A 23,392-nucleotide genomic window follows, 5' to 3' on the forward strand; every position below is an offset into this window, starting at 1 on the left:
ATGCTGTTCCGTCTCTTCCGCCGTCACCCTCGCGAGTGGGGGCCGCTCGAATGGCTGGCCGTCGTCGGACTCGGCGCCCTGGTCGCCGCCGCGATCACCGTCGTCGTCAACGTGGTGCAGGGCCCCGGCAGGTGCGGTGACGATCTGCGGGACATCGACGGCGACTGCGTGGGCGTCACCGCGGAAGCCTTCGAGGCGGACCCGGGCATCGAAAGCCTCATCGGGGCGGTGGCGGACGAGAACGCGCGGGTGCGGCGGGACTGGGAGGATCCGCCCAGCGGCCCCAAGATCCCGTACGTGCGGATCGCGCTGATGATGCCCTTCACCGCGGATGACCACAGCGCCATGACGGTGGACATGATCCGCCGCGGACTCGCCGGTGCCCTGGCCGCCCAACGGCAGGCCAACCGCTTCGGCGGACCGCACTACCAACTGCTGCTCGCCCCCGACGGCCGGAACCTCGACCGCTGGGAGCCCGTCGTCGACCGCCTCGCCGAACTGTCCAAGGACACCCGGGCGCCGCTGGTCGGCGTGACCGGCATCCCGAGCAGCACCCCGGAGACCCGCAGAGCCATCGCCGCGCTCAGCAAGCACAGCATCCCCACCGTCGGCCCGGTCATCACCGCGGCCAACATGAACTCCCCGTACTTCTTCAAGACCTCGCCCAACAACGACCAGTTCGCCCGCGCCCTGGGGCTCTACCTGGACAAGAAGCCGGCCGGGCACCGGGGCTTCCTGGTCTGGGACAACCGCAGCGAGGACGTCTACTCCCAGAATCTGCGCAGCGTCTTCGAGCGGCACTTCGGCACGGCGTACGACCTCACCAACCACAACTCGAACTTCACCGGCACCTCCGGAACCGACAAGGGCATCCCCCAGCGGTTCACCGACGCCGTGCAGAAGATCTGCAACGAGAAGTCCGACACCGTCTTCTTCGCGGGCCGCGACCAGGACCTGCCCGCGTTCATGGAGCGCATGGCCCAGGAGGGCAGCTGCGGGCGCACCACGACGCTGCGCATCCTGAAGGTCGGCATCGGTCTGGAGCCCACCCTCACCGTGGACGCGCCCAAGCGATGGCTGGACGAGGCACGGGCCACGATCGTGGACGCGTCCTCCGTCGACCCCGCCTGGTGGGCGGGGAAGGGCAACCCCAAGAAGGCGCTCGGCCGCTTCCTCGACAGCTTCGAGGAGATAGAGAAGCAGCACAAGCTGGGCATCAAGCCGCTGGATGACGGCTACGCCGTGATGTACCACGACGCCTTCGCGCTGCTCGCGGGCGCCGTGGACCGTACCTTCGCCGAGATCAACGAGGGCGGCAAGAAGGCCCCGGAGGCGATGAGCATCCCGACCAAGAACGATGTGTACAACACCCTCATCATCCCGAGCATCGCCGGCAACTCGTGCAAGTCCTGCCTGGTCGGCGCCGGAGGCACCTACGGCTTCGAGGGCCCGGACAAAAACGACCAATGGGCCGTCTGCAAGCCCGTACCCGTCGTCGAGTACCCGTCGAGCACCCGCTCCGGCGCCCCGGGCGCGGCCGCCCTCTACCGCACCTACCGCGGCGGCTCCAAGAGCGCCTGCCCCTCCTGACGCGACAGCGTTGTCTCAGCCCGTCTTGCGGGCCACGCCCCCGTAGTAGCCGATCTCGCCGGGCCTGGTCGGCGGCGGGGCGTCCGGGCGCCAGAACGGGACCTCGGCCAGACCGGGCTCGACCAGGGTGAAGCCGCCGAAGAACCCCTCGACCTCGGCGCGGGACCGCAGGTTGAGGGTGGCGGTGGCGTTGTCGTACACGGCCTGGGCCGCGCTGCGGTCGGCGAAGTCGCCCGTGGCATGGGAGAGCACCAGGAAGCTCCCGGTCGGCAGCCCGTCGCGCAGGGTGGCGAGGACCCGCTCGGGCTCCTCCGCCTCCGTGAGGAAGTGGACGATGGCGACGAGAAGCAACGCCACCGGCTCGTCGAAGTCGATGACCTGGCGGACCTCGGGGTGGTCCAGGACGGCCCGCGGGTCGCGCAGGTCGGCCAGCGCGATGCTGGTGGCGGAGGAGCCGCGGAGGAGCACATTGGCGTAGGTGTTGACGATCGGGTCGTTGTCCACGTACGCGACGCGCACGTCCGGCGCCAACTCCCGGGCGATCTCATGCACGTTGGGGGAGCTGGGCAGCCCGGTGCCGATGTCGAGGATCTGCCGGATGCCGCTGCCGACCACGTAGCGCACGGCGCGCCGCAGGAAGTCGCGGTTGGCCCGTACGCCGGTCCACACCTCGGGCGCCGCGGCGGCGAGCCGGTCACCCGCCTCGCGGTCCACCTCGTAGTTGTTCTTGCCGCCCAGGAGGTAGTCGTAGATCCGGGCAGGGTGCGGCCTGCTGGTATCGATCTCCTCGGCGCGGAAGCCGTTCTCCGTCACGCTGTTGCTCCTCTCGACGGCCGTCACGGCCCCCGCATGCGTGTCCGGCTGTCGAACAGCTTCCCATATCGACCATCGACGCCGCGCCCGGCCGCCGGAGTTCACCCGCGGCCGGCTACGCGGTGTCAGGCGGGCTCGGCCGCCTTTGCCTCGGCCGGCGTTGCTTCGGCGGGCGTTGCCTCGGCTGCTGCTGCCTCGGTCTCGGCCTCAGCCTCGGCCACCGCGGCAGTCTCTGCCTCAGCCTCAGCCTCGGCCACCACCGCTGCCTCTGCCTCGGTCTCAGCCCCGGTCTTGGCCACCGTCTCTGCCTCTGCCTCTGCCTCTGCCTCAGCCCCGGCCACCGTCGCAGCCTCAGCCTCTGCCTCGGCCGCAGCCGCCGCGGCGGCGTGCGCCTGGCCCTTGCGGCGCGACCGCTTGCCGTACACGCTGGTCCACACGCCGAGGGAGGCGAGCACGGCGTAGATCAGGACCGGGCTCAGGATCACCATGGTGTCGGTTCTCAGCGTGTAGGACAGCACGATCCGGACCGCGGACTCCATGCAGTAGGCCACGCCCCAGACGGTCGTCATCGTCAGCATGGCCTTGCGGAAGCCATCGACGTTCCACAGGCCGTTCCACCAGGCGGTGCTCGCCTCGGTGCCGTCAGTGGCGAACTTGCGCCCCAAGTAGAACATCAGCGGGCGCGGCGTCAGCAGCGTCGCCAGGCACAGCAGCCCGAAGAGCCCGGTGACAGCCGAGTCCTTGATCAGCAGGGCGCGGGCCGAGTGTGCGCCGAGGGTCGACACCACGGCGGTGATCGCGATGAACACCAGGGTGACGATGGCGAGTTCATCCAGGCGGCGGCGCCAGACGATGTGGACGGCGCCGTCGACCACCGGCCAGGCGCTGCTGAGCAGCAGCGCGGCGAATTCGCTCCAGCCGTGGTCGCGCAGCGCGTTGTAGGTGAGGATCGGTGCGGCGACGTTGAGGGTGAGAGTGACGACCCAGCCGAGAATGGCGGCGCCCCTGGACCGGGCGGGCGCGGCCGGCCGGTCGCTGATCGGTGGTGCTTGTGGCTCCGGTGCGCTCGAAGCGCCTTGCGTGGTGGTGTCCTGAGTGAGCACGGTTCCCCTGTAAGCGTTTCTGGTGGTGCGAGAAAAGAGAAACGTAAATCAGCCATGTCGTAAGGGGACAGTGCCGGGACATCAAATGTCGCCAAAATCTCCGCAGAAGGTTGTTTCAAGGGGCCGGTATCGGTCAAGTGGCTGCTCGGAGCGGTATTCCGTGGCCCTCTCCGGCGTTTTGGGGCGTCAAAGCTCATTGTGGTGAGAGGCCCTGAGAAAAGCCCTTTGCGAACACGATCCGGTAAACGACAGTTTCCGTTGTGTAAGGGCGCACCCGGAAAATCCGGCCGCTACACCTGATAGCGGGTCATTGTGGGGCTTCTCCGCACACCTGGGTGACCTGGAGGAGTGTCGTTCGTTGGGCGTCCTGCGCGGGCCGTCCCACCGTGGGCGCCGGCGCGGTGAACCAGGGAGGGTGGCATGTTCGTCCGGCTGGGGCGTTTCGACGTCGCGCGCAGGGTCTGGGTGCTCGCCGGGGCGGTGCTGGTGCTGGTGGTCTCCTGCTGGGCGTGTTCCGGGCTGTCCGGGCGGCTCAGCTACGGCGGCTTCATGGCACCGGCCGCCGAGGCGACCCGGGCGGCGGACGCGATCCGGACCGAGGTGGGGGAGGGCGGCGCGGATGTCCTGGTCACCTTCCGCAGCAAGGAGTTGACCGCCGCCCGGCCAGCCTTCCGGGAAGCGGTGGAGGACGCGCTGCGCCGGGCGCCCGAGGGCACCGTGGACCGGGCGACGACGGCCTGGTCCTCGGCCAATCCGCTGCTGGTCTCCCTCGACCAGCACGCGACCGTGGTGCCCATCCTGCTGCAGGGCGACGGGGAGACCGGCCGCACCCAGAGCTATCTGGTGCTGCGGGACACCCTGCGCGCACCGGGGTTCGAGGTCACCTGGACCGGGCCGAGCGCCATCATCTCGGAGATCGTCCAGCGCTCCCAACGTGACCTGGTGCGCACCGAGTTGATGGTGCTGCCGTTGATGACGCTGCTGATGGTGTTCGTCTTCCGGGGCGTGGTCGCCGCACTCCTGCCGGTGGTCACCGGAGTCCTGGCGACGGCCGCGGCCCTCGCCGCGCTGCGCGCGGTGGCCGATGTCATCGAGGTCCCGTATGTGACGGTCAACCTCGTGGTGGCCATCGGCCTCGCGGCGGGCGTCGACGCCGGTCTGCTCATCGTCAGCAGATTCCGGGAGGAGCTGCGGGCGGGACGCACTCCGGCGCAGGCCGTCGCCATCACCGTCGACACCGCCGGGCGGACGGTGGCGCTGTCCGGCGTCGTCATGACCTTCATCGCCGTGGGCCTCGCCTTCTTCCCGCTCGGGTTCGTCCGCGCGCTGGGCATCGGCGCGGCGGCCGGGCTGCTGGTGGGGGCCCTGGTGACGGTGACGGTGCTGCCCGCGCTGCTGTTCTGCCTGGGCGAGCGGGTGGACGCGCTCTCACCGGCCTGGCTGCGGCGCCAGGGCGGTCGCCGGGACGGCGCGCTGTGGGGCCGCGTGGCCCGCGCGGTGATGCAGAAGCCCATCGCCTACACCTGCGCCGTCTCCGCGCTGCTGCTCGCCCTCGCGGTGCCGTTCCTGCACACCGTCATCGGCTTTCCCGACCAGCGCATGCTGCCCGCCGGGGCGCCGGCCCGGGTGGCGGCCGAACGCATGGAACACGACTTCGCCGTCTCCGGCCTCGGCACGCTGCAGGCCATCGCCACCTTCGACCACCCCGTGGACCGCGGCCGGGGCCACGCCGACCTGCTGACCTGGACGCGGAACGTCTCCGAACTGCCCGGCGCCCGGGGCGTGCTGGTGGCCGGGACCACCGGGAACAAGGCCGTCATCTACGTCGGCCAGGACCACCGGGTGGAGAGCGACTCGGCCAAGTCACTGGTACGGGCGGTGCGCGCGCTGCCCGTACCCGGCGGCGGCGGTGTGCTGGTGGGCGGCGCGTCGGCCCTCGCCGTGGACACCATGGACACCTTCTACCGGCTGCTGCCCCGGGTGCTCGCCTTCATGGTGGTCACGAGCTTCGTGCTGCTCACCGTCGCCCTGCGCTCGCTCGTGCTTCCCCTCAAGGCGCTGGTGATGAACGGCCTGTCCATCGGCGCCTCCTTCGGCGCCCTCACCTGGATCTTCCAGGACGGACACGCCAGCAGGCTGCTCGGAGCCGAACCGACGGGCTACGTGGACGCGCTGGCACCCATCGTCATGCTGTTCCTCCTCATCGCCGTGTCCATGGACTACGAGCTGTTCCTGCTGCTGCGCATCCGCGAGCAGTACCGCCTGCTCGGAGACGACCGGGAGTCGGTGGCGGCGGGGATCGAGCGCTCGGGACGGGTGATCAGCGCCGCCGCGGCGGCCGTTCTGGTGGTGACGGCCTGCTTCGCGACCAGCAGCGTGGTCATGGTGAAGGAGATCTGCGTCGGTGTCTTCCTGGCGGTGCTGATCGACGCGGTGCTCGTACGGGCGGTGCTGGTACCCGCCGTCATGCGGCTGCTCGGCGCGGCGAACTGGTGGTGGCCCGGCTTCTCCTGGGCCTCCGGCAAGTCCGGGAAGTCCCGCTCGGGCAAGGGCGGGCGGAACTCCAGCGCAGGCAAGGGCGGGCGGAACTCCAGCACAGGCAAGGGCGGGCGGAAATCGCGTACCGGCAAGGGCGGGCGACCGGAGGCCGCCCCGGAACACGCGGCACGGCTTCCGGCCCCCGCCGAGGCGTCAGCCGAACGTCAGCCGCGCTGAGCCGCTGCCCGAGCCACCGGCGAGCCTGCCCTGCGTCCAGCAGTCCCGGCCCACACCGCGGTCGTCCACCGTGATGTCGACGCCCACGGAGCCCGCGAAGAGGCCCCTGGCGATCTGCACGTTCTCGGCCCTGAAGGTGACGTTGCCGTCGGCGTCGTTGGTGAAGCGGAGCTTGCCGCCGCCGGTGCTGGTGCCGACCCGCGCACCGCCCGGCCCGATCCACTCCGCCGTGCCCGTGCCGGTGCCGACGGCCGCGCCGCAGGTGCCCTCGGCCATGCCCTCCAGGGTGACCCGCACCTTGGAGACCACGGCGGAGCCGAGGCAGTTTCCGGTGATGGTGGCCCGGTAGCCCGCGACACCGCTTTGGTCGCGTACGAGCACCAGGTCGGGGTTGGTGGGTTCCACCGTGGCCGTGCCCTTGCACGTCAACGGCAGCGGAACCGCTGGTGCTTCGGCGGCCGCGCGGGCCGGGGGCTGCTGCCCCAGTAAGGCCACGGCGGCCGCCGTGGCCGCCAGCAGCCCCAGGGCCGCCGTATGGACGAGGGCGCGCCTGCGCCCATTCGCTGAAGTCACGCACTTCTCCCAGGTCGGGCCACACGAAGGGTGGCCGCTTCCGATGATTGATCCGTCCGATGATGGCGGCCCGGGAAGCCGTGGCCGTTGGTCCGTGCGGGTGATTCACCCGCACGGTCACCAAGGTGTACCCGTTGTCGTGAAGGCGCTCGTCGGCCGCTGACGCGATGGCGCCGGGCGGTGACTTGGGCGCCGCCCGGGCGTTGTTCCGGCTGCCGGTCGGTGTCACCGGCGGAGGGGCGGTGGAGGATGACGGGGAAGCTCGAGGAGCCGACCGGGAAGCCGGTGGGGAAACTGCCGTTTCCGGACGCGGCTCTCGTGGCGTACGGGGAGGCGCATCCCGGTACCGGACTGACCATCGGCGTGGTGCTGGAGCTGGAGGGCCCTCCTCCCGACCGGCACCAACTCGCCGCCTCGCTGAGGCCGGTGGCGGAACTGCTGGGCACCGGGCCCTCGGACGGCGGCCCGTGGAGTGGCGCGGACGAGTACGCCGAGGCCGGTCCGGAGCGGGAGCGGGGCCTGTCCGACGTGGCGCATGAGGCGCTGGCCAGACCGCTGGAGCCGCACCGTTGGTCCTGCTCCACGGTGGCGGGACTGCCGGGTGGCACGTCCGCCCTGGTGTGGCGGGCGGATCACCGGCTGCTCGACGGGGCGGGAGTGGTCGGCGTACTGGCCGCCTGGATGGGCGCCCACGGCCCGGACGCTCATGGCCCGGGCGCTCATGGCCCGGGCGCCGATGGCCCGGACGCTCGTGGCCCGGACGCCGCCACGGTGTCCCCCGCGCGGGCCGAACCGTGGCGGGCGCGCGGCGCCCCGCACCGTGCCGTCACCGATCCGCTGCGCGCGGCCTGGCTGTGCGGGACACCCCTGCTGGAGCGGCGCCGGGGGAGCGCGGCGAAAGCCGACGGCGGCCCGCCCGCCACCCTCTCCTACGCCTGCGCGGAGACGGACCTCGCGCTGCTGCGTGGCATCGCCCGCCGCCACGGCACGACAGTCAACGACGTATACCTGGCCGCGCTGAGCGGGGCGCTGCGCACCCGGCCCGGACTCCACGGCCCCGACGGGCAGATGCGCGCCCTGGTCCCGGTGAACGTCCGGGGCCCGGGGGACGCGGCCGTGCTGCGGAACCGCCACATCCCGCTCCGTATCCCGCTCCCCGTGGCGGAGCCCGACGCCGGACGGCGCCTCGCCCTGGTCGCCGCCCGCACGGCGGGCCGGGCCCGCGCCCTGCGCCATCCGCTGGTGCGCGCGGTGTTCCGGTCCGTCCCCGCCGCGGCCGGGGGATGGTGTTTCGAGCGGTACTTCGACCCGGCCCGCGCCACCCTGCTCGCCAGCAATGTGCGGGGCCCCTCGTCCCCGCTGGAAGTTGCCGGGCGGCGAGTCCGGCGCATGCTGCCACTGAACTTCCTCCCGGCCGGACACCGCCTGTCCAGCGTCCTGGCCACCGCCCAGGACCAGGCCGTGGCCGGCTTCACCACCACCGACCCCCGCCGGGCCGCCGAGTCGTTCGCCGCCGCCTGGCTGGGGGAGTTGCGGGTGCTCGCCGCGACCGGGCCGTCGGGGAGGGGTCAGGCGGCCGGTGCGGGTGCGACCGCTTCTCCGGCGGCGTCGGCGAGGTAGGTGGCGTCCAGGGGCTTGGGGTCGGGCAGGCCCGCCGTGTCGTGGAGCAAGTTGCTCCGGTGGTACGTCCCGGGCTTGGCTTCACCGCCTCCGCGCCCCGGCGGGCTGCCGGGTCGTGGGGGACTGGTCAGGCTGCCGGGACGAGTGCCACTGCCTCTCCGGCCGCGTCGGCGGGGTAGGTGGCGTCCAGGAGTTTGGGGTCGGGGGTCAGTCGGTATCGTGGAGCAGCGTTGGCTTCACCGCCCCCGCCCCCGCCCCCGCGCCCCGCCGGGCCGCCGAGTTGTGGGGGTGGGTTCAGGCGGCCGGTGCGGGTGCGACCGCCTCTCCAGTCGCGTCGGCGAGGTAGGCGGCGTCAAGGGGTTTGGGGTCCGGCAGGTCCGCCGCGTCCTGGAGCAGGTTGCTCCGGTCATACGTCCTGCGTTGTGCGGTGAAGACCAGCAGCGAGGCCAGGTGGTGCGCGAACAGCGACTCGTATGAATCCGGGTCGTCCAGGTCGTCCACGAGGTCCAGGGACAGCCCCGGGTACAGCCGCTCCAGGACCTTCACGGCCGTCGCGAAGGGCGTGTTGTGCGGATGGGTCAGGTGCACCGTGCGCACCCCCGCTGTGGCGCCCGGACGGGCCGCCGCCGCCCGCGCGGCGCACACCGCCGCGTGGGCCGCGTACTCCACCGGGACCAGGTTGAGCGCCCCGCCGCCCCCCGCGCGGACCCGCACCCGCAGACCGCTGCCGTGGGCGTCGCCACCGTCGAGGAGGGAGGCGAGCGCCGGGTCGTCCTCGGCCCTGCGGCGCAGCGCCTCGTGGAGGAGGAACGCCAGCACCGCCAGCGGCTGGCGTTGCCCGCTGCCGTGGACGGGCCGGTCGGAGACGAGCAGCGACGGCCGCAGGATCGTGGCGCCCCGGCCGGTGCGGGCGCTCCAGGCGTGCACCGCGCGTTCGGCGGTGTACTTGCTCTCCTCGTACGGCGTCAGGAAGCCGTGGCCGCCGTCCAGGTCGACCTCGCGGATATGCCCCTCGGCGCGTCCCCCGGCGACGTACGCCGTGCTCAGGTGGACGACCCGCGCCCCGGCCGCCTCGGTGGCCAGGTCGAGGACGCGTCGGGTGCCGAGGACGTTCGCCTTGAAGAGCGGCACCGGGTCGTCGTGCAGTGCGAGGTGCGCGGCACAGTGCCAGACCACCGAGCACGCGTCGGTGAGGGCGCGGCGGTCGTCGTCGGTCAGGCCGAGGCCGGGCAGGGTGAGGTCGGCGGACACGTACCGCAGGCGCCCGCGCGGCGTCGCGGCGCCCGCCAGGCCGTCGAGCCCGTCGAGGGCCGTCTCGATCCGCGCCCGCAGACTCTCTTCCCCGCCCCGGCCGAGGACGGTGACGGGCCGGTCGTCGCCGTCCTCGGCGAGCAGGTGGCGCAGGATGCGGCTGCCGAGGAAACCGGTCGCGCCGGTGAAGAGTACGGCCATGGCGGGCTCCAGACGTCGAAGGGCGGGTGAGCGGGTGAGCGGGTGAGGGGCATGGGGATCCGGCGGCGCGAACCGGCAGCGGATCCGAGGGCCAGGCGATCCGGTGGCGAATCCCACCGCGCCGGGACCGCACGGGGACCGCGCCGGGTCCGCGCCGGGACCGCCGCCGGGGCGCGTGCCGAGGACACCACACCGACCGCACCCCGCCGCGCCGCCCGGCCCGCCGTACGCACGCTCTGTACACGCGCTCTGTACACGCGCTCTGTACGGGCCCCGTCGACGCACATCACCCGAATGGGCTAAGCGGCCCGGGCCGGCTCCGTTCACCTCACCGAGTGCACTTCGCCGCCGTTCCCTCCAACGGGTGTACAGGCGGCCTCGGCGGTGGCCCGTCTGGCCTAGTGTGCGTCGCTGCCGAGAGCGTGACGCGGGCTTCCCGCCGGTGTCGCGAAGTGACTGGAGAAAGGCCCCGGTATGCGTCAGGACGAGGCCGAACCGATCGCGGTGGTGGGGGCGGCCTGCCGGCTTCCCGGCGGCATCCGGGACCTGGACGGGCTCTGGGAGGCCCTGGAGCAGGGCAGGGACCTGGTGGGGGAGGTGCCCGCGGACCGGTTCGACGCCCGCCTGTTCACCGACCCCGCCGTGCCGCGCCGGGGCAAGTCGTACACCGCGGCCGGTGGGTTCCTCGACGACGTGGCCGGGTTCGACGCCGCCTACTTCGGGATCTCCCCCAAGGAAGCGGCCCACATGGACCCCCAGCACCGGCTGCTGCTGGAGATGACCGCCGAGGCGCTGGACGACGCCGCCGTGGACCCCGCCACGCTGGCCGGTTCGGACACCGCGGTCTTCGTCGGCATCTCCGACGCCTCCTACGGCGCGCTCCAGATGTCCGCGCTGCGCACGGTGGGCGCCTACACCATGTCGGGCGCCGCCTCGTCGATCGCCGCCAACCGGGTCTCGCACGCCTTCGATCTGCGTGGCCCCAGCATGGCGATCGACACCGCGTGCTCCTCCTCCCTCGTGGCCCTGGACCGCGCCTGCCGCACCCTGTGGGAGGGCGGTGGCCGGGCCGCCGTCTGCGGCGGGGTCAATGTGCTGCTCAGCCCGTTCCACTACGTGGGGTTCTCGCAGGCGTCGATGCTCTCCCGGCGGGGCCGGTGCGCCTCCTTCTCGGCACAGGCGGACGGGTTCGTACGGGCCGAGGGTGGCGGCGTGGTGCTGCTGAAACGGCTGTCGGACGCCGTGGCCGACGGCGACCGGATCCACGGACTCGTCCTGGGCACCGGCAGCAACAGCGACGGCAGGACCATGGGTCTTGCGCTGCCCAGCCCCGAGGCGCAGGAACGGCTGCTGCGCGAGGTCTACGACCGCGCCCGGGTGCACCCCGACGAGCTGGTGTACTTCGAGGCGCACGGCACCGGCACCCCGGTCGGCGACCCGCTGGAGGCCCTCGCCATCGGCCGGGCTCTCGGCGTACGCCGGATCTCCGGCGCCCTCCCGCTCGGCTCGGTGAAGACCAACCTCGGCCATCTGGAGCCGGCGTCCGGCATGGCCGGTCTGCTCAAGGCCCTCCTGGTGCTGCGGCACCGCACCGCACCGGCCTCCCTCCACGCCGAACCGCCGCACCCCGACATCGACTTCGAGGGCCTCGGACTGCGGCTCACCACCCGGTCCACGGCCCTCGCCCCCGCCACGACCGGCGGGCGCGCCGTCGCCGGGGTCAACTCCTTCGGCTTCGGCGGCGCCAACGCCCACGCCATCGTGGCCGACCCCCCGCCCGCGCCGGACCGCCCGCGCCCCCCGCGCTCACCGGTGCCCCTGCTCGTCTCGGCCCGCACCGCCAAGGCCCTGTCGGAGGCGGCCGAGGCCACGGCCGCCCACCTGGACGAAACGACCCCCGCCGACTTCTACGACCTGGCCCACACCTCCTGCCTCCGCCGTGGCCGCCACGAACACCGCGCCGTCGTCTGGGCCACCACGCCTGAGGAAGCGGCACACGCACTGCGCGCCTTGACGGCACCGGAGCCCGAGCCGGGGCCGCATGGTGTCGGCGGTTCCGGTGGTGAGGTGGCCGCGCCCACTGGGGAGTCGGCCTCGCCGACCGCGGAGCCGTCCGCGCCCGCCGGAGAATCGGCCGCGCCCGGCGGGGAGCCGTCCGCGCCCGGCGGGGAGTTGGCCGTGCACGCCGGGGAGTCGGTCGCATCCGGCGGGGTGCCGATTGCCCTCGCGGGGGAGCCGGTCGTGCCGATCGGTGAGTCGGTCACGCCCGGCGGGGAGTCGGCAGTGCCGATCGGTGGGACTGTCGCGTCCATCGGGGAGTCGGTTGCGCCCGGCGGGAAGCGGATGGCGCCCACCGGCGAGCCGACCGCGCCCGGCGGCAAACCCACCGCCCGCACCCCCGCGCCGGCCGCCCCCGGTGCGGTGAGCGCGGCCGCCGAAAGTGGGCGGGTCGCCTTCGTGTTCTGTGGGAACGGCTCGCAGTGGGCGGGCATGGGGGCGGACCTCTTCGACGCCGATGCCGTCTTTCGGCGCGCGGTGTGCGAGGCCGACACCGAGCTCGCGCCCCGTCTGGGCTGGTCGGTGGCCGATCGCCTCACCGCGCACGCCGGGGAGGCGGACCTGGCCGCGACGGAGGTGGCCCAGCCCCTCCTGTTCGCCGTGCAGTTGGGCATCACCGCGGTGCTGCGCGCCCGGGGCATCGAGCCCGCCATGGTCGTCGGCCACAGCGTCGGGGAGGTGGCCGCCGCCCACACGTGCGGAGCGCTGTCCCTGCCGGACGCGGCGCGGGTGATCGCCGAACGCGGCCGGGTGCAGGGGACCACGGCCGGCAGTGGCCGGATGGCCGCCGTCGGGCTGTCCGCCGACCGGGCCGCGAAGGCCCTCGCCGGGTACGGGGAGAAGCTGGAGCTCGCCGGTGTCAACAGCGCCGAGGACGTCACGGTGGCCGGTGAGACCGAGGCCCTCAACCTGCTCGGCGCGGAACTCGCCGCCGAGGGCGTCTTCTTCCGCGATCTGGGCCTCGACTACGCCTTCCACAGTCGCCACATGGACCCCACGGAGGACGAACTCCGTGCTGGCTTGGCCGACATGACGCCGTCGCCGGTCCGGGTGCCGTTCTACTCGACGGTCACCGGCTTCCGCGCCCGTGGCACCGATCTGGACGCGGCGTACTGGTGGCAGAACGTGCGCCGCCCGGTGCTCTTCGCGGACGCGGTGCGGCGCGCCCTCGCGGACGGGGCCGGCGTCCTCCTGGAGATCGGGCCCCATCCCGTCCTGCGCGCCTACCTCCGGCGCGTCGCGTCCCGGCGCGGAAAGACCGGCATCGGGAGGGGCATTGGAACCGGTATCGGCACCGGCACCGGCACCGGCAACACTGTCGTTCTGCCCACCCTGCGCCGCGGGGCGGACGGCCCCGCCGCTCTCGGCGCGGCGGTGGCCGGTGCGCTCGCGGCCGGGGCCGCGGCCGATCTCACCCGGCACTTCCCGGTGCCGGGCCGGGTCACCCGGCTCCCCGCCTACCCATGGCAGTACGAGCGCCACTGGTCCGGCACCCCCCGCTCCTGGGCCAACTCCAGCGGGGACGGCGTCATCGTCCACCCCCTGCTCGGCGAGCGCATGCCCACCGCCGTCCCCAGTTGGGAGGGCGCGATCGAGCCCGTCCTCGTGCCCTGGCTCGCCGACCACCGGCTGGGCGGATCGGTCGTCATGCCGGCCACCGGATACGCCGAAGCGCTTCTCGCCGCGGGGCGCGCCGTGCACGGACGGCCGGTGGAGGTGGCACACCTCGACGTCAGCGCCAGCCTCGTGGTGCCGTGGGCGGACGCCTCCGCCGTACGGCTGCGGGTCGGCCTCGACCCCGACACCACGCTCGCCACGGTCACCAGCACCGACGAGCGCGGCCCGGAGCCACGGGCGCACGCGCGGGCCCGGGTGCGCCCGCTGCTGAGCCCCCGGCCCGAGCCGGTCGACCCGGAGCGTCTGCGCGCCCGGTGCGCGACGCGCGTCAGCGGCGAGGAACACTACGCCGCCTGCGCCGAGGTGGGGCTCGTCTACGGGCCCGCGTTCCGGATGCTCGACGAGGTGCGCCTGGGGGCGCGGACCTCGGTCGCCACCTACCGGCACGAGACCCCCGGCAGCGCCCCGTACACCGCGCATCCGGCGCTGCTCGACGGAGCCCTCCAGACCGGTGTCGCCCTCCTCTACGACCGGCTGCGGGAGCGGGGCGCCTATCTGCCCGCGTCCATCGGCGCGGTGCGGGTGTGGTCGGCGCCGTCGCCCACCGGGATCATGTGGGTCACCGAACGCGACGCCACCGACAGCGAGGTCTGCTGGGACATCACCGTCGCGGACGCCGACGGCACCGTCACGGCCCGCCTGGAGGAGTGCCGGCTGCGCCTCTTCCCGATCGCCCGCACCACCCCCGTCACCCTCCACCACACCGTTCCGCGGGCCGCTCCCCGCGCCCACCTCCCGGCCGCGCCCTCACCCCTGCCGCCCCCCGAGGCCATCCTCCGGGACGCCGCCCCGCGCCTGGACGCCGTACGGGAGCGGTGGCGCGAAGCCCGGTACGACCTGACCTCGCGTCATGACGAGGAGCTGACCGCGCGCTCGGCCGCCGCCGCGCTGGCCCGGCTGCTGCCCGACCCCGCCGCGCCGTTCACCGCCGACGCCCTCGTGGCGGCCGGTATGGAGGAGCGGCACCGCCCCCTGATCGCCCTGCTCGAACCCCTGCTGCTGCGCCGCGGTCTGCTCACCGAGACCCCCGGCGGCCGGTGCCTGACGCCCGACGCCCGCCACACCCCGCCGCCGGTGCGCGAGGCCCTCGTCCGGGCACCCGGGGATGTGCACCGGATCGCCCTGGCGACACACCTGACCCGGCACCTGGCGGACGTCCTCACCGGCCGCGCGAGCGCCCTGGCACTGCTCAGCGCCGAATCGGCCGGGCACCTCCTGGAGCAGTACTACGACACCGCGCCGATCTCCGGCTTCCACAACCGCCTCGCGCAGGCCCTGCTCCGCGCCCTGCTGGCCCACTGGCCCGCCGACCGCGCCCTGCGCGTCCTGGAGATCGGCGCCGGCACCGGCGGCATGACCGCGGCGCTGCTGCCCCTGCTGCCCGCCGACCGCACCCGCTACCGCTACACCGATGTCTCACCGGCCTGTCCGGCCCGCGCCCGCAACCGCTTCGGCGACTACGACTTCGTCGAGTACGGCACCTTCGACCTGGACCGGGACCTCGCCGAACAGGGCTACCACCCACAGGGCTTCGACCTCGTCGTCGCCGCCAACGCGCTGCACACGGCCAAGGACCTGGAGCCCGCCCTCGGCCGCGTGGCCTCGCTCCTCGCGCCCGGCGGACACCTGCTGGCCTTCGAATGCCACGAGCCGGAGATCCTGCTCCCCGTCTTCGGCGCCCTCGACAGTTTCCACCACCGCACCGACACCGGCCTGCGGCCCGGCTCCCCGCTGCTGGCCCGTGAGCAGTGGCCCGCGCTCCTGCGCCGGTGCGGCTTCACCTCCTGCGCCCGCACCGGCGACACCGCGCCGCCCGGACGCGACCACGCCTCCGTCTTCCTCGCCGCGGCCGGTGGCGCCCCCGCCCCCGCCGCCGCACCGCCACCCCCCGCCCCGTCCGCCGCGTACATCGTCTGCGGCGACACGGCCGACGACCCACTGCCCCACGCCGTCACCGAGGCGCTGACCGCACACGGCGCCGGGCACAGCGTCGTCACCGACGCCCACACCGACGCCGCCGCGTGGACCCGGGCGCTGACCGGGGCGGGCACCGGCGAGACGACCGTCGTCCTGATCCTGGGCGGCGCCGAACCCGACGACGCCGAGGAGGCCGTCGCCCGCGCCACCCACGCCGGCCAGACGCTGCGGGCCGTCGCGGAGGCACACCGGTCCCTCGCTTCGCCCGCCGGGGTCCGGCTGTGGCTCGTCACCCGGCCGCACGGCGCCGAGGCCACCCCCGGACCGATCACCCACCCGACCGACGCCGCCGCCTGGGGCGTGGCACGCTGCCTGGCCAACGAGGAACCCGATCTGCGCGGGCGCCGCCTGAGCCTGTGCCGGGGCGACGACCCGGCCGCGGACGCCGCCCGGCTGGTCCGCGAACTGCTCGACACCGAGGCCCCCGACGCCCCCGATACCGCCGACGACGAGGACGAGATCGTGCTCACCGCACACGACCGCTTCGTCCCGCGCGAGCACGCCCTGCCGCCCGCCGTCCCCCTCGCCAACGGCGCGGCCCCGCCGCCGTTCGCCCTGCGGGTGCGGAGGCCCGGCCTCTCCTACCGCCTCGCCTGGCAGGAGATCCCCCCACCGGTCGCGGGTCCCGGGGAGGTGGTCGTCGAGGTGCGCGCGGCTTCCCTGAACTACCGGGACATCATGCAGACGGTCGGGCTGCTGCCCACGGAGGCGCTGGCCGGCAGCCCCCGCGAGGAGAACCTCGGCCTCGAATGCGCGGGCGTGGTCACCGCCTGCGGGCCCGGCGTGGACCGCTTCGCGCCCGGGGACCGGGTCGTCGGGCTGCTGACCGGGGCGCTCTCGTCCCAGGTGGTCAGCCCGGCCCGCAACCTGTGGCCGATGCCCGCGGGAGTCACCTTCGCGGAGGCCGCGAGCGTGCCCGTCGCCCTGTGCACCGTCCACTACAGCCTGCTGTACACCGCCCGGATGCGGGCGGGGGAGACCGTGCTCGTGCACGGCGCGGCCGGTGGCGTCGGTCTCGCGGCCCTCCATTACGCACGGGCGCACGGCGCCACGGTCATCGCCACGGCGGGCAGCGAGCCCAAACGCGACCTGCTGCGCGCACTCGGTGTGGCACACGTCCTCGACTCACGCTCGCTGGACTTCACCGTCCAGGTCATGGATCTCACCGGGGGCAGGGGAGTGGACATCGTCCTCAACTCCCTCTCCGGACAGGCCCTGGCGCGGGGCCTGGAGGTGCTTCGCCCCGGCGGCCGCTTCATCGAACTCGGCAAGCGCGACTTCTACGAGGACCGGACCCTGCCGCTGCGCCCCTTCGGCTCCCATATCTCCTTCCACGGCGTGGATCTGACCACCGTGCTGCGCGACCCCCGGCTGCTGGGAGACCTCCTGGAGGACGTGGGACGGACCCTGGGGGACGGCCAGGCGTCGGAGAAGGGCCCGGAGTTCCAGCCGCTGCCGCACACCGTCTTCCCCGCCGCACGCGTGGCGGACGCCTTCGTGCTGATGCGCCACTCACGTCACATCGGCAAGGTCGTCGTCACGTTCGACCCGCTGGACGAGCCCTGCGCCGTCGAACCAGCCTCCTGGTCCGCTTCTCCACCCGCGCGTAGGACGCCCAACGCGCCCCGCGCACCCCGCCTCGACCCGGACGCCTCCTATCTGGTCACGGGCGGCACCAGCGGCTTCGGCGCGGCCACCGCACAGTGGCTCGCCGGGCTCGGCGCCCGGCATCTCGCCCTCGTGAGCCGCAGCGGGGACCGCGGTCCGGAGGCCGCCGCCGTACGCGACGCGCTCGCCCCGGACGGGGTGCGGGTCACCGCGTACGCCGCGGACGCCGCCGACGCGGAGGCGATGCGCCGGGTGCTGAAGGACGTCGAGGAGAACGGGCATCCGCTGCGGGGTGTGGTCCACGCGGCCATGGCACTGGACGACGCGCCCCTCGCCGAGCTGACCGCCGAGCGGATGAGCGCCGTCCTGCGGCCCAAGATCGCCGGGGCCCACGTTCTGGACACCCTGACCCGCGGGCGTCCGCTGGACTTCTTCCTGTGCTACTCCTCCACGACCGCCATGGTGGGCAACTTCAAGCAGTCGGCCTATACGGCGGGCAACCTCTACCTGGAGGGCCTGGCCCGGCTGCGCCGCAGGCACGGCGAAGCGGCGCTCACCCTCGCCTGGGGAGCCATCGACGAGATCGGCTACGCGGCCCGCAACGACCTGCTCGACTCCCTCCACGGCCTGGGCATCGAGCCCCTCGCCCCCCACACCGCCCTCGACCACGGCCGACGGCTGCTCGGCGACGACCGGCCGGACGCCCCCGCGGTGGTGGGCGTCTCCCGGACGGACTGGTCGCGCGCCGCCGTTCTGCTGCCCCTGCTGCGCGCCCCGCGCCTCGGCGACCTCGTACCGCCCCAGGTGGGGGACGGGGAGGCCACCCGCGAGGAACTCCTGCGCCGGCTCTCCCTCATGGACGAGGAGACCGCCCTCGCCCACCTCGTGGACCAGCTCACCCGCCTGCTCGCGCAGGTCCTGCAGATGGACCACGAGGCACTCGACCCGCACCGGCGCCTGGACTCCTACGGCATGGACTCCCTGATGGCCGCTCAGGTGCTCGTCTCGCTCAACCAGCGCTACGAAATCGACATCCCGCCCATGGAACTGCTGCGCAGCAACGGCACCATCGCCGAATTCGCCAGGATCGTGCAGCTCCGGCTGGGACTGCAGGTCACCGCTCCCCCCGACGCCCCACCGGGTCCCGGGAGCACCGGCCCCGGCATCCCCGGCCCCGGCATCCCCGGCCCCGCAACGGCATCCCCCGTGCTGCCCGGGCCGCTGCCCGTCCCGGCCCAGGCCGGACCGGACCGCTCGCCCACGGCAGGCGAGGCGCGGTGAGCGCACCACAGCCGCCGGGTCGGTCCGCGCCCGCCCCGACGGGCACGCCACGCCAGACACCGGCCGAGGTGGCCGGACGCCTGCTGCGCACCGCGGCCAAGCACACCTACGACCCGGCCCTCGCCATCGACTGGAACGCCCCGCCCGAGCCCGGTCACTGGTATCTCCAGCCGGAGCGGATGTCGCTGTACGCCACCCCCACCTGGCACCGGCTGAGCGAGGAGCGGCGCCTCGCGCTCTCCCGCAGCGAGTGGGCCAACATGATCAGCATGGCCACCTGGTTCGAGCTGACCTTGATGCAGATGCTCACCGGCTATCTGACCGCCCGCGACCCGGCGTCGCCACGCACCCACTACGCGCTGAGCGAAGTGGCCGACGAGACGCGCCACGTCGCCATGTTCGGCCGGGCCCTCGGCACCCTCGGCTGCCCGGTCCACCGACCGCCCGCCCTCGTCCGGCATCTGGGCCGGGCGGTGCTCCCGCGGTTGCGCGGCGCGAGCCTGTTCGCGGCCGCCCTGCTGATCGAGGAGGTCTACGACCGCTTCCAGCGGGAGGCCATGGGCGACGAGCGGGTGCAGCCCCTCGTACGGCAGGTGTCGCGCCTGCACGTGATGGAGGAGTCACGGCACATCCGCTTCGCCCACTCCGAACTCCTGGACGCCCGGCGCGGCAGGTCGGGTGCCGTCCTGGAGTTCCACCGGCAACTGACCGCCTGGTGCGCGATGCTGGCCATGACCACGTACACCAACGCCCCGATCTACCGCGCCGTGGGCCTCGACCCGCGCCGCGCCGCCCGCGAGGCCCGCGCGAATCCGCACTTCCGGCGGACCATGCGCTGGGCGGGCGAGCGCCTCGTCGCCTTCCTCACCGACGCCGGAATGATCACCGGGCTCCAGCGCCCGCTATGGCGCCGGAGCCTGCTGCTGGGCTGAACGCCCCCCGGGAGGCTCTGAACGCCCCCCGGGAGGCTGTGAACACCCCCCGGACGCACGGCACGTCAACTGAAGATCGCGATGGCCTCGATGGTCAGCTCACCGGTCCCCGGGTTCCAGTCCCGCACCTTGCCCAGACAGCGCGCCGGGAACGTGCCCTCGTGGCTGTCGTCGTTGCGCAGCCCGTCCGTGGTGCACAGGACACGGACCTGCGGCCCCTCGGCCGGATCCTCCGGGTCGCCGTACGGGGCGAGGAAGTCGGTGCGCTCGGGGGTCTGCCCGGCCTTGCGGAACCGGCCCCGGATGGAGACGAAGTCCTCGATGTCGCGCAGCCGGACGCTGTCCGCCACCCCCGGACCGGGGCGGTCGATCGTGTCCAGCGCCCGGGCCTCGCGCCGCACTGGGCATGCTCGGTTAACGCCTCAATGGGGCGCTTTTCGGCCACCTCTGGTCCGTACCTGGCCGCGAGCTCTTCCGATGGCGAACCTGTGGGGCGTAAGAGTGCCCACTGATCGTGGCCATTGATCGCCCGTCATGTTCCTCGACCGTCACGTTGACCCGCCGTCAAGGAAGGATCCGCCTCATGTGGTATCGACGGATCAGAAAGACCGCAGTGCACCGCGCCGGAGCGCGCGGCGCCCGCGCCCTCGCGTCCGGCTGTGTCCTGACCGCCCTCGGGCTGGCGGCGGGCCCCGCGCCCGGCGCCCTGGCCGCCCCCGCCCCGGTGCCGGGCACCGCCACGGCCGCGTCCGCCGTGCCGGTCGTACCCGAGACGACAGCCCACACCGTCACCCTGGTCACCGGCGAGCGCGTCACGCTCCGCGCGGACGGGAGCGTTGTGGTGGCGCCGCGGCCGGGTGCCGAGGCGGACTATGTGACCCGGCGGTTGGACAACGATGTCTTCGTCATTCCGCTGACCGCGCTGCCGTACCTGGGCCGCACCCTGGACCCCGCGCTGTTCAACGTCTCCGCCCTCGCCAAGGCCGGTGTCACCACCACCCCGGTGCGGGTCGAGGCCACCACGGGCGCCACAGCACCGCCCTCGGGCCCCGCCTTCGGCGCGGCGCTGGCCAAGCAGGTCGGCGCCGAGGCGGCGAAGGGATCCGTGGGCGAGGGACCGCTGTTCGGCGGCGTCACCTCCGTCGCACCGACGGTCGCCACGGACGGTGTGCGGGCCGCCCCGCGTCCATCGGCGCGGGCGGACCACCCGGTGAAGATCACCGTGCTCGGCACGGACGGCAAGCCCCTCCCGGGCATCACGTCCTTCGCCCTGGCCAACGCCGACGACGCCACCCGCTACCGGGAGCCGTTCCTCGATGCCGTCGACGGCGAGGCGCGGGTCGAGGTCCCCGCGGGCCACTACACCGCCATGGTCTCCGCCCCGGCCTTCGACGGCGCCGGTGAGCCGGCCGGTGTGCGCATGGCCACCGCCGAGTTCACCGTCCCCGACGGCGGCACCGGCACCGAAGCGGTGCTCGACCTGCGCAAGGCGACCGAGCGGGTCACCTTCTCGACTCCGAGGCCGGCGGAGGAACACCAACTCATCCTCCGCTATCTGCGCCAGGACACGAAGGGCGCGGCGGCGGTCAACGGCGGCGTCGGCGTCTCCGGCGGCCCGCCCGTCCAGGTGCAGCCCTCCAGCCGCCCCGTCACCACCGGCGACCTGCGCTTCAACGTGTACACCCACCGCAAGGCGCCCGCGGACGCGGCCACGCCCTACTCCTACGACCTCAAGCTGGCCAACCCCGCCGGCACGATCGCGAAGAACCAGCACTACAAGGTCACCGGACGCCAACTGGCCACGGTGCGCACCAATTATCACAGCGATACGCCGGGCCGCGCCGAAGAGGTCGCGCGCCTGATGTACCTGCCGTACGAGGCCGGCGGCGAGGCGCTGTCCGAGCCGTTCAAGACACCGGCGCGGCGGACCGAGTACGTCGGCGGCTCCGCCGGTGCCTCCTACGCGGACTGGCTCAAGGCCGGGGAGCGGCGCTTCGTGTCCCAGGAGCAGCCCCTCGTGCCCGGCCGGACCAGTACGGTCGACTGGCTGCGCGGCCCACTGGTCCCGGGCTTCACCGAGCCCGCTCGGGGCGCCGCCGCGGACGAGACGTGGTACTGCGCGGCCTGCCGCAAGGGCGACGCCCTCACCTTCTCCCTGGGCACGGCCACGGTCATGGACTCCGCCGGACACCACGTCCTCGCGGTCCCGTCCGACATCACCTCCTCGCACTTCGCGGTGGTCTCCGGTGACACGACCCTGTACGAGGGCGACGGCGTCCCCGGCGGTGTGCTGACCGTGCCGCCCAAGGAGGCGCCGTACACGGTGGTGTACGACCAGACCAGGACGAACGGCGAGTTCCGCCAATCGCTGACCACGCACACCGAGTGGACCTTCGCCTCGGGGCACTCGGGCGGCCAGACCGTGCCGGACAACTGGACGTGTGTGTCGGAGGCGGGCGAGTACGACGGGCCCGCCGAATGCTCGGCGCTGCCGGTCGTCGTCCCGCACTACCAGCTCGACACCGGGCTGGACGGCACGAGCCCGGCCGGTGACGGCCATCTCGTCGTCGGCTTCGGGCATGTGCCGGGCGTGGTGGCCCCGCCCGCGGTCACCAAGGCCAAGGTCGAGGTGTCCTTCGACGACGGCGAGCGATGGACCGCGGCGTCCACCACCGCGCTCGGCAAGGGCCGGTTCCGCGCGGACTGGACCACTCCGGAATCGGCGGCGGGCCGGGACGCGTCCCTGCGCGTCACCGGGACCGACGCGGACGGCAACACCGTGGCGCAGACGGTGAAGAGCGCGTTCACGGTGGCCGCGGCCCGCGGTTAGCCCGTGTCCGGCGGGTCGTGACGCCCGCGGCGGGCTGTTCCCCTCCCGCCCCTTCCCTCAACTGGGGCTCCGCCCCCAGACCCCGGGGCCTGGGGGCGAGGTCCCTGCACAAGGCGCAGCCGCATATCGATGCCGTGGAAAGCCGCGAGATCACCGCGGGATGGCCGGATTGGTCAGTCCGCGTCGTCCTTCGCCCACCGGGCGGTCACCGTGCCGATGGCCGCCGCCGCATGCCGGATCCCCGTGTCGCTCGCGCGCACCGACCGCGCGAACTCGACATGCAGGAACGGCACATGATCGGCGGCGGCCCTGCGGCCCTGGACGTTGTCGCGGCCCTCCAGCGGGCAGTCGCGGACCCAGGCCCGGCAGACGGAGAAGTGCCGTGCGGTCAGCGCGGCCGCGAGACGGCGGGCGTCCGCGCGGCCCGTCGAGCCCTTGCCGGTGGAGGCGACGGCGTCCCGGCCCGGCGCCGAGTCGTCGGCGAAACCGTGGACCTGGACGCCGGGCAGACCGCGCCGGGCCAGCTCGTCGCAGACCGCGTCGAAGACGGAGTCCGTACGGTGGGCGGCGTCCGCGGCATCGCCCTCCCCGGCTCTGCGGTGGGCGCCCGCGAGCACCAGGACGCCGCCGGGGGAGTCCAGGAGTACGCGTGCGCCGAGCCGTTCGGTGTCCGCGTCGGAGACCGGGTGCGGCACCTGGACCGACCAGCGGGCGGGTGCGGACAGGTCCACGTAGACGCGGCCCCAGCCGCGCGGGGCGGGTCCGTCCTCGGTGCGGTCGGAGAGTTCGGCGTAGCGGCGGCCGGTGCCGGTGTCGGTGAGGGTACGGAGCCGGAAGCCGGCGTCGGCGAGCGGCGGACGGGCGCGGTCCGGGTGTCCGTCGAGGATCAGGCCCACCGCGTCGGCGACGGCGCGGCGTTCGGCGCGGCGCGGCTCCCGGTAGCCGGAGCCGGGGGCGAATCCGGCCGTGAAGTCGGTGATCCTGCGCTCCAGCGGGACCTCGGGGGCATCCGCACCGTCCGAGGCGGGCCCCCCGCCCGACCGGCCGATCGTATACGCGCTCAATCCCGCCAGGAGCAGACCGAACGCGACCGTGACGGCCGCCGCGATGATCGACTTCGCTCGTGTCTCCGCCATGACCGTCTCATCGTAACGACCCTTTTT

Annotated in this window: 12 protein-coding genes; 6 read left to right on the forward strand and 6 right to left on the reverse strand. The window is 73.7% G+C overall.

Going from position 1 to position 23,392, the window contains the following annotated elements; translation table 11 throughout:
- Positions 1-1,590, forward strand: coding sequence for an ABC transporter substrate-binding protein (locus tag STRVI_RS14725; RefSeq protein WP_014056447.1), 1,590 nt, complete (start codon positions 1-3; stop codon positions 1,588-1,590).
- Positions 1,591-1,605: 15 nt separating this feature from the next.
- Here the strand turns inward: STRVI_RS14725 and STRVI_RS14730 are convergent, their stop codons facing one another.
- Together STRVI_RS14730 and STRVI_RS14735 are read right to left on the reverse strand one after the other, a co-directional pair.
- A complete protein-coding gene (locus STRVI_RS14730; protein ID WP_014056448.1) occupies positions 1,606-2,403 on the reverse strand; it encodes an SAM-dependent methyltransferase in 798 nt (265 codons plus the stop codon).
- A gap of 125 nt (positions 2,404-2,528) precedes the next feature.
- Positions 2,529-3,506 carry a VC0807 family protein gene (locus STRVI_RS14735; protein WP_014056449.1) on the reverse strand — a complete coding sequence of 326 codons (978 nt, stop codon included), beginning with the start codon at positions 3,504-3,506 and terminating at the stop codon, positions 2,529-2,531.
- Between the two features lie 420 nt (positions 3,507-3,926).
- Between STRVI_RS14735 and STRVI_RS14740 the strand changes: the two genes are divergently transcribed.
- Positions 3,927-6,221 (forward strand): MMPL family transporter, encoded by a 2,295-nt coding sequence (locus STRVI_RS14740; protein ID WP_014056450.1) that lies wholly within the window; start codon positions 3,927-3,929, stop codon positions 6,219-6,221.
- Here STRVI_RS14740 and STRVI_RS14745 read toward each other — a convergent pair.
- Positions 6,198-6,794 carry a hypothetical protein gene (locus tag STRVI_RS14745; protein WP_014056451.1) on the reverse strand — a complete coding sequence of 199 codons (597 nt, stop codon included), beginning with the start codon at positions 6,792-6,794 and terminating at the stop codon, positions 6,198-6,200. The two genes, STRVI_RS14740 and STRVI_RS14745, sit on opposite strands and share 24 nt — an antisense overlap.
- Before the next feature lie 249 nt (positions 6,795-7,043).
- Between STRVI_RS14745 and STRVI_RS14750 the strand changes: the two genes are divergently transcribed.
- A complete protein-coding gene (locus STRVI_RS14750; protein WP_014056452.1) occupies positions 7,044-8,414 on the forward strand; it encodes a WS/DGAT domain-containing protein in 1,371 nt (456 codons plus the stop codon).
- A 294-nt stretch (positions 8,415-8,708) separates the two neighbouring features.
- Here the strand turns inward: STRVI_RS14750 and STRVI_RS14755 are convergent, their stop codons facing one another.
- Positions 8,709-9,866 (reverse strand): SDR family oxidoreductase, encoded by a 1,158-nt coding sequence (locus tag STRVI_RS14755; RefSeq protein WP_014056453.1) that lies wholly within the window; start codon positions 9,864-9,866, stop codon positions 8,709-8,711.
- A gap of 474 nt (positions 9,867-10,340) precedes the next feature.
- Here STRVI_RS14755 and STRVI_RS14760 point away from each other — a divergent pair, with 474 nt between their 5' ends.
- A complete protein-coding gene (locus STRVI_RS14760; RefSeq protein WP_014056454.1) occupies positions 10,341-18,467 on the forward strand; it encodes a type I polyketide synthase in 8,127 nt (2,708 codons plus the stop codon).
- Complete coding sequence (locus STRVI_RS14765) at positions 18,464-19,399, forward strand: AurF N-oxygenase family protein (RefSeq protein ID WP_014056455.1); 936 nt, start codon at positions 18,464-18,466, stop codon at positions 19,397-19,399. Before STRVI_RS14760 ends, STRVI_RS14765 begins: the two co-directional genes overlap by 4 nt.
- Before the next feature lie 65 nt (positions 19,400-19,464).
- Here STRVI_RS14765 and STRVI_RS14770 read toward each other — a convergent pair whose 3' ends face one another.
- Complete coding sequence (locus STRVI_RS14770) at positions 19,465-19,800, reverse strand: hypothetical protein (protein WP_050993666.1); 336 nt, start codon at positions 19,798-19,800, stop codon at positions 19,465-19,467.
- 182 nt (positions 19,801-19,982) lie between these two features.
- Between STRVI_RS14770 and STRVI_RS14775 the strand changes: the two genes are divergently transcribed.
- On the forward strand, positions 19,983-22,229 hold the full coding sequence (locus STRVI_RS14775; protein ID WP_014056456.1) for a hypothetical protein: 2,247 nt from the start codon (positions 19,983-19,985) through the stop codon (positions 22,227-22,229).
- 173 nt (positions 22,230-22,402) lie between these two features.
- On the opposite strand, the gene STRVI_RS14780 is transcribed toward STRVI_RS14775, so the two are convergent.
- Positions 22,403-23,365 carry a hypothetical protein gene (locus tag STRVI_RS14780; protein ID WP_014056457.1) on the reverse strand — a complete coding sequence of 321 codons (963 nt, stop codon included), beginning with the start codon at positions 23,363-23,365 and terminating at the stop codon, positions 22,403-22,405.
- Between the last annotated feature and the right edge of the window lie 27 nt (positions 23,366-23,392).

The sequence above is a fragment of the Streptomyces violaceusniger Tu 4113 genome (genome assembly GCF_000147815.2).
Lineage (GTDB): Bacteria > Actinomycetota > Actinomycetes > Streptomycetales > Streptomycetaceae > Streptomyces > Streptomyces violaceusniger_A.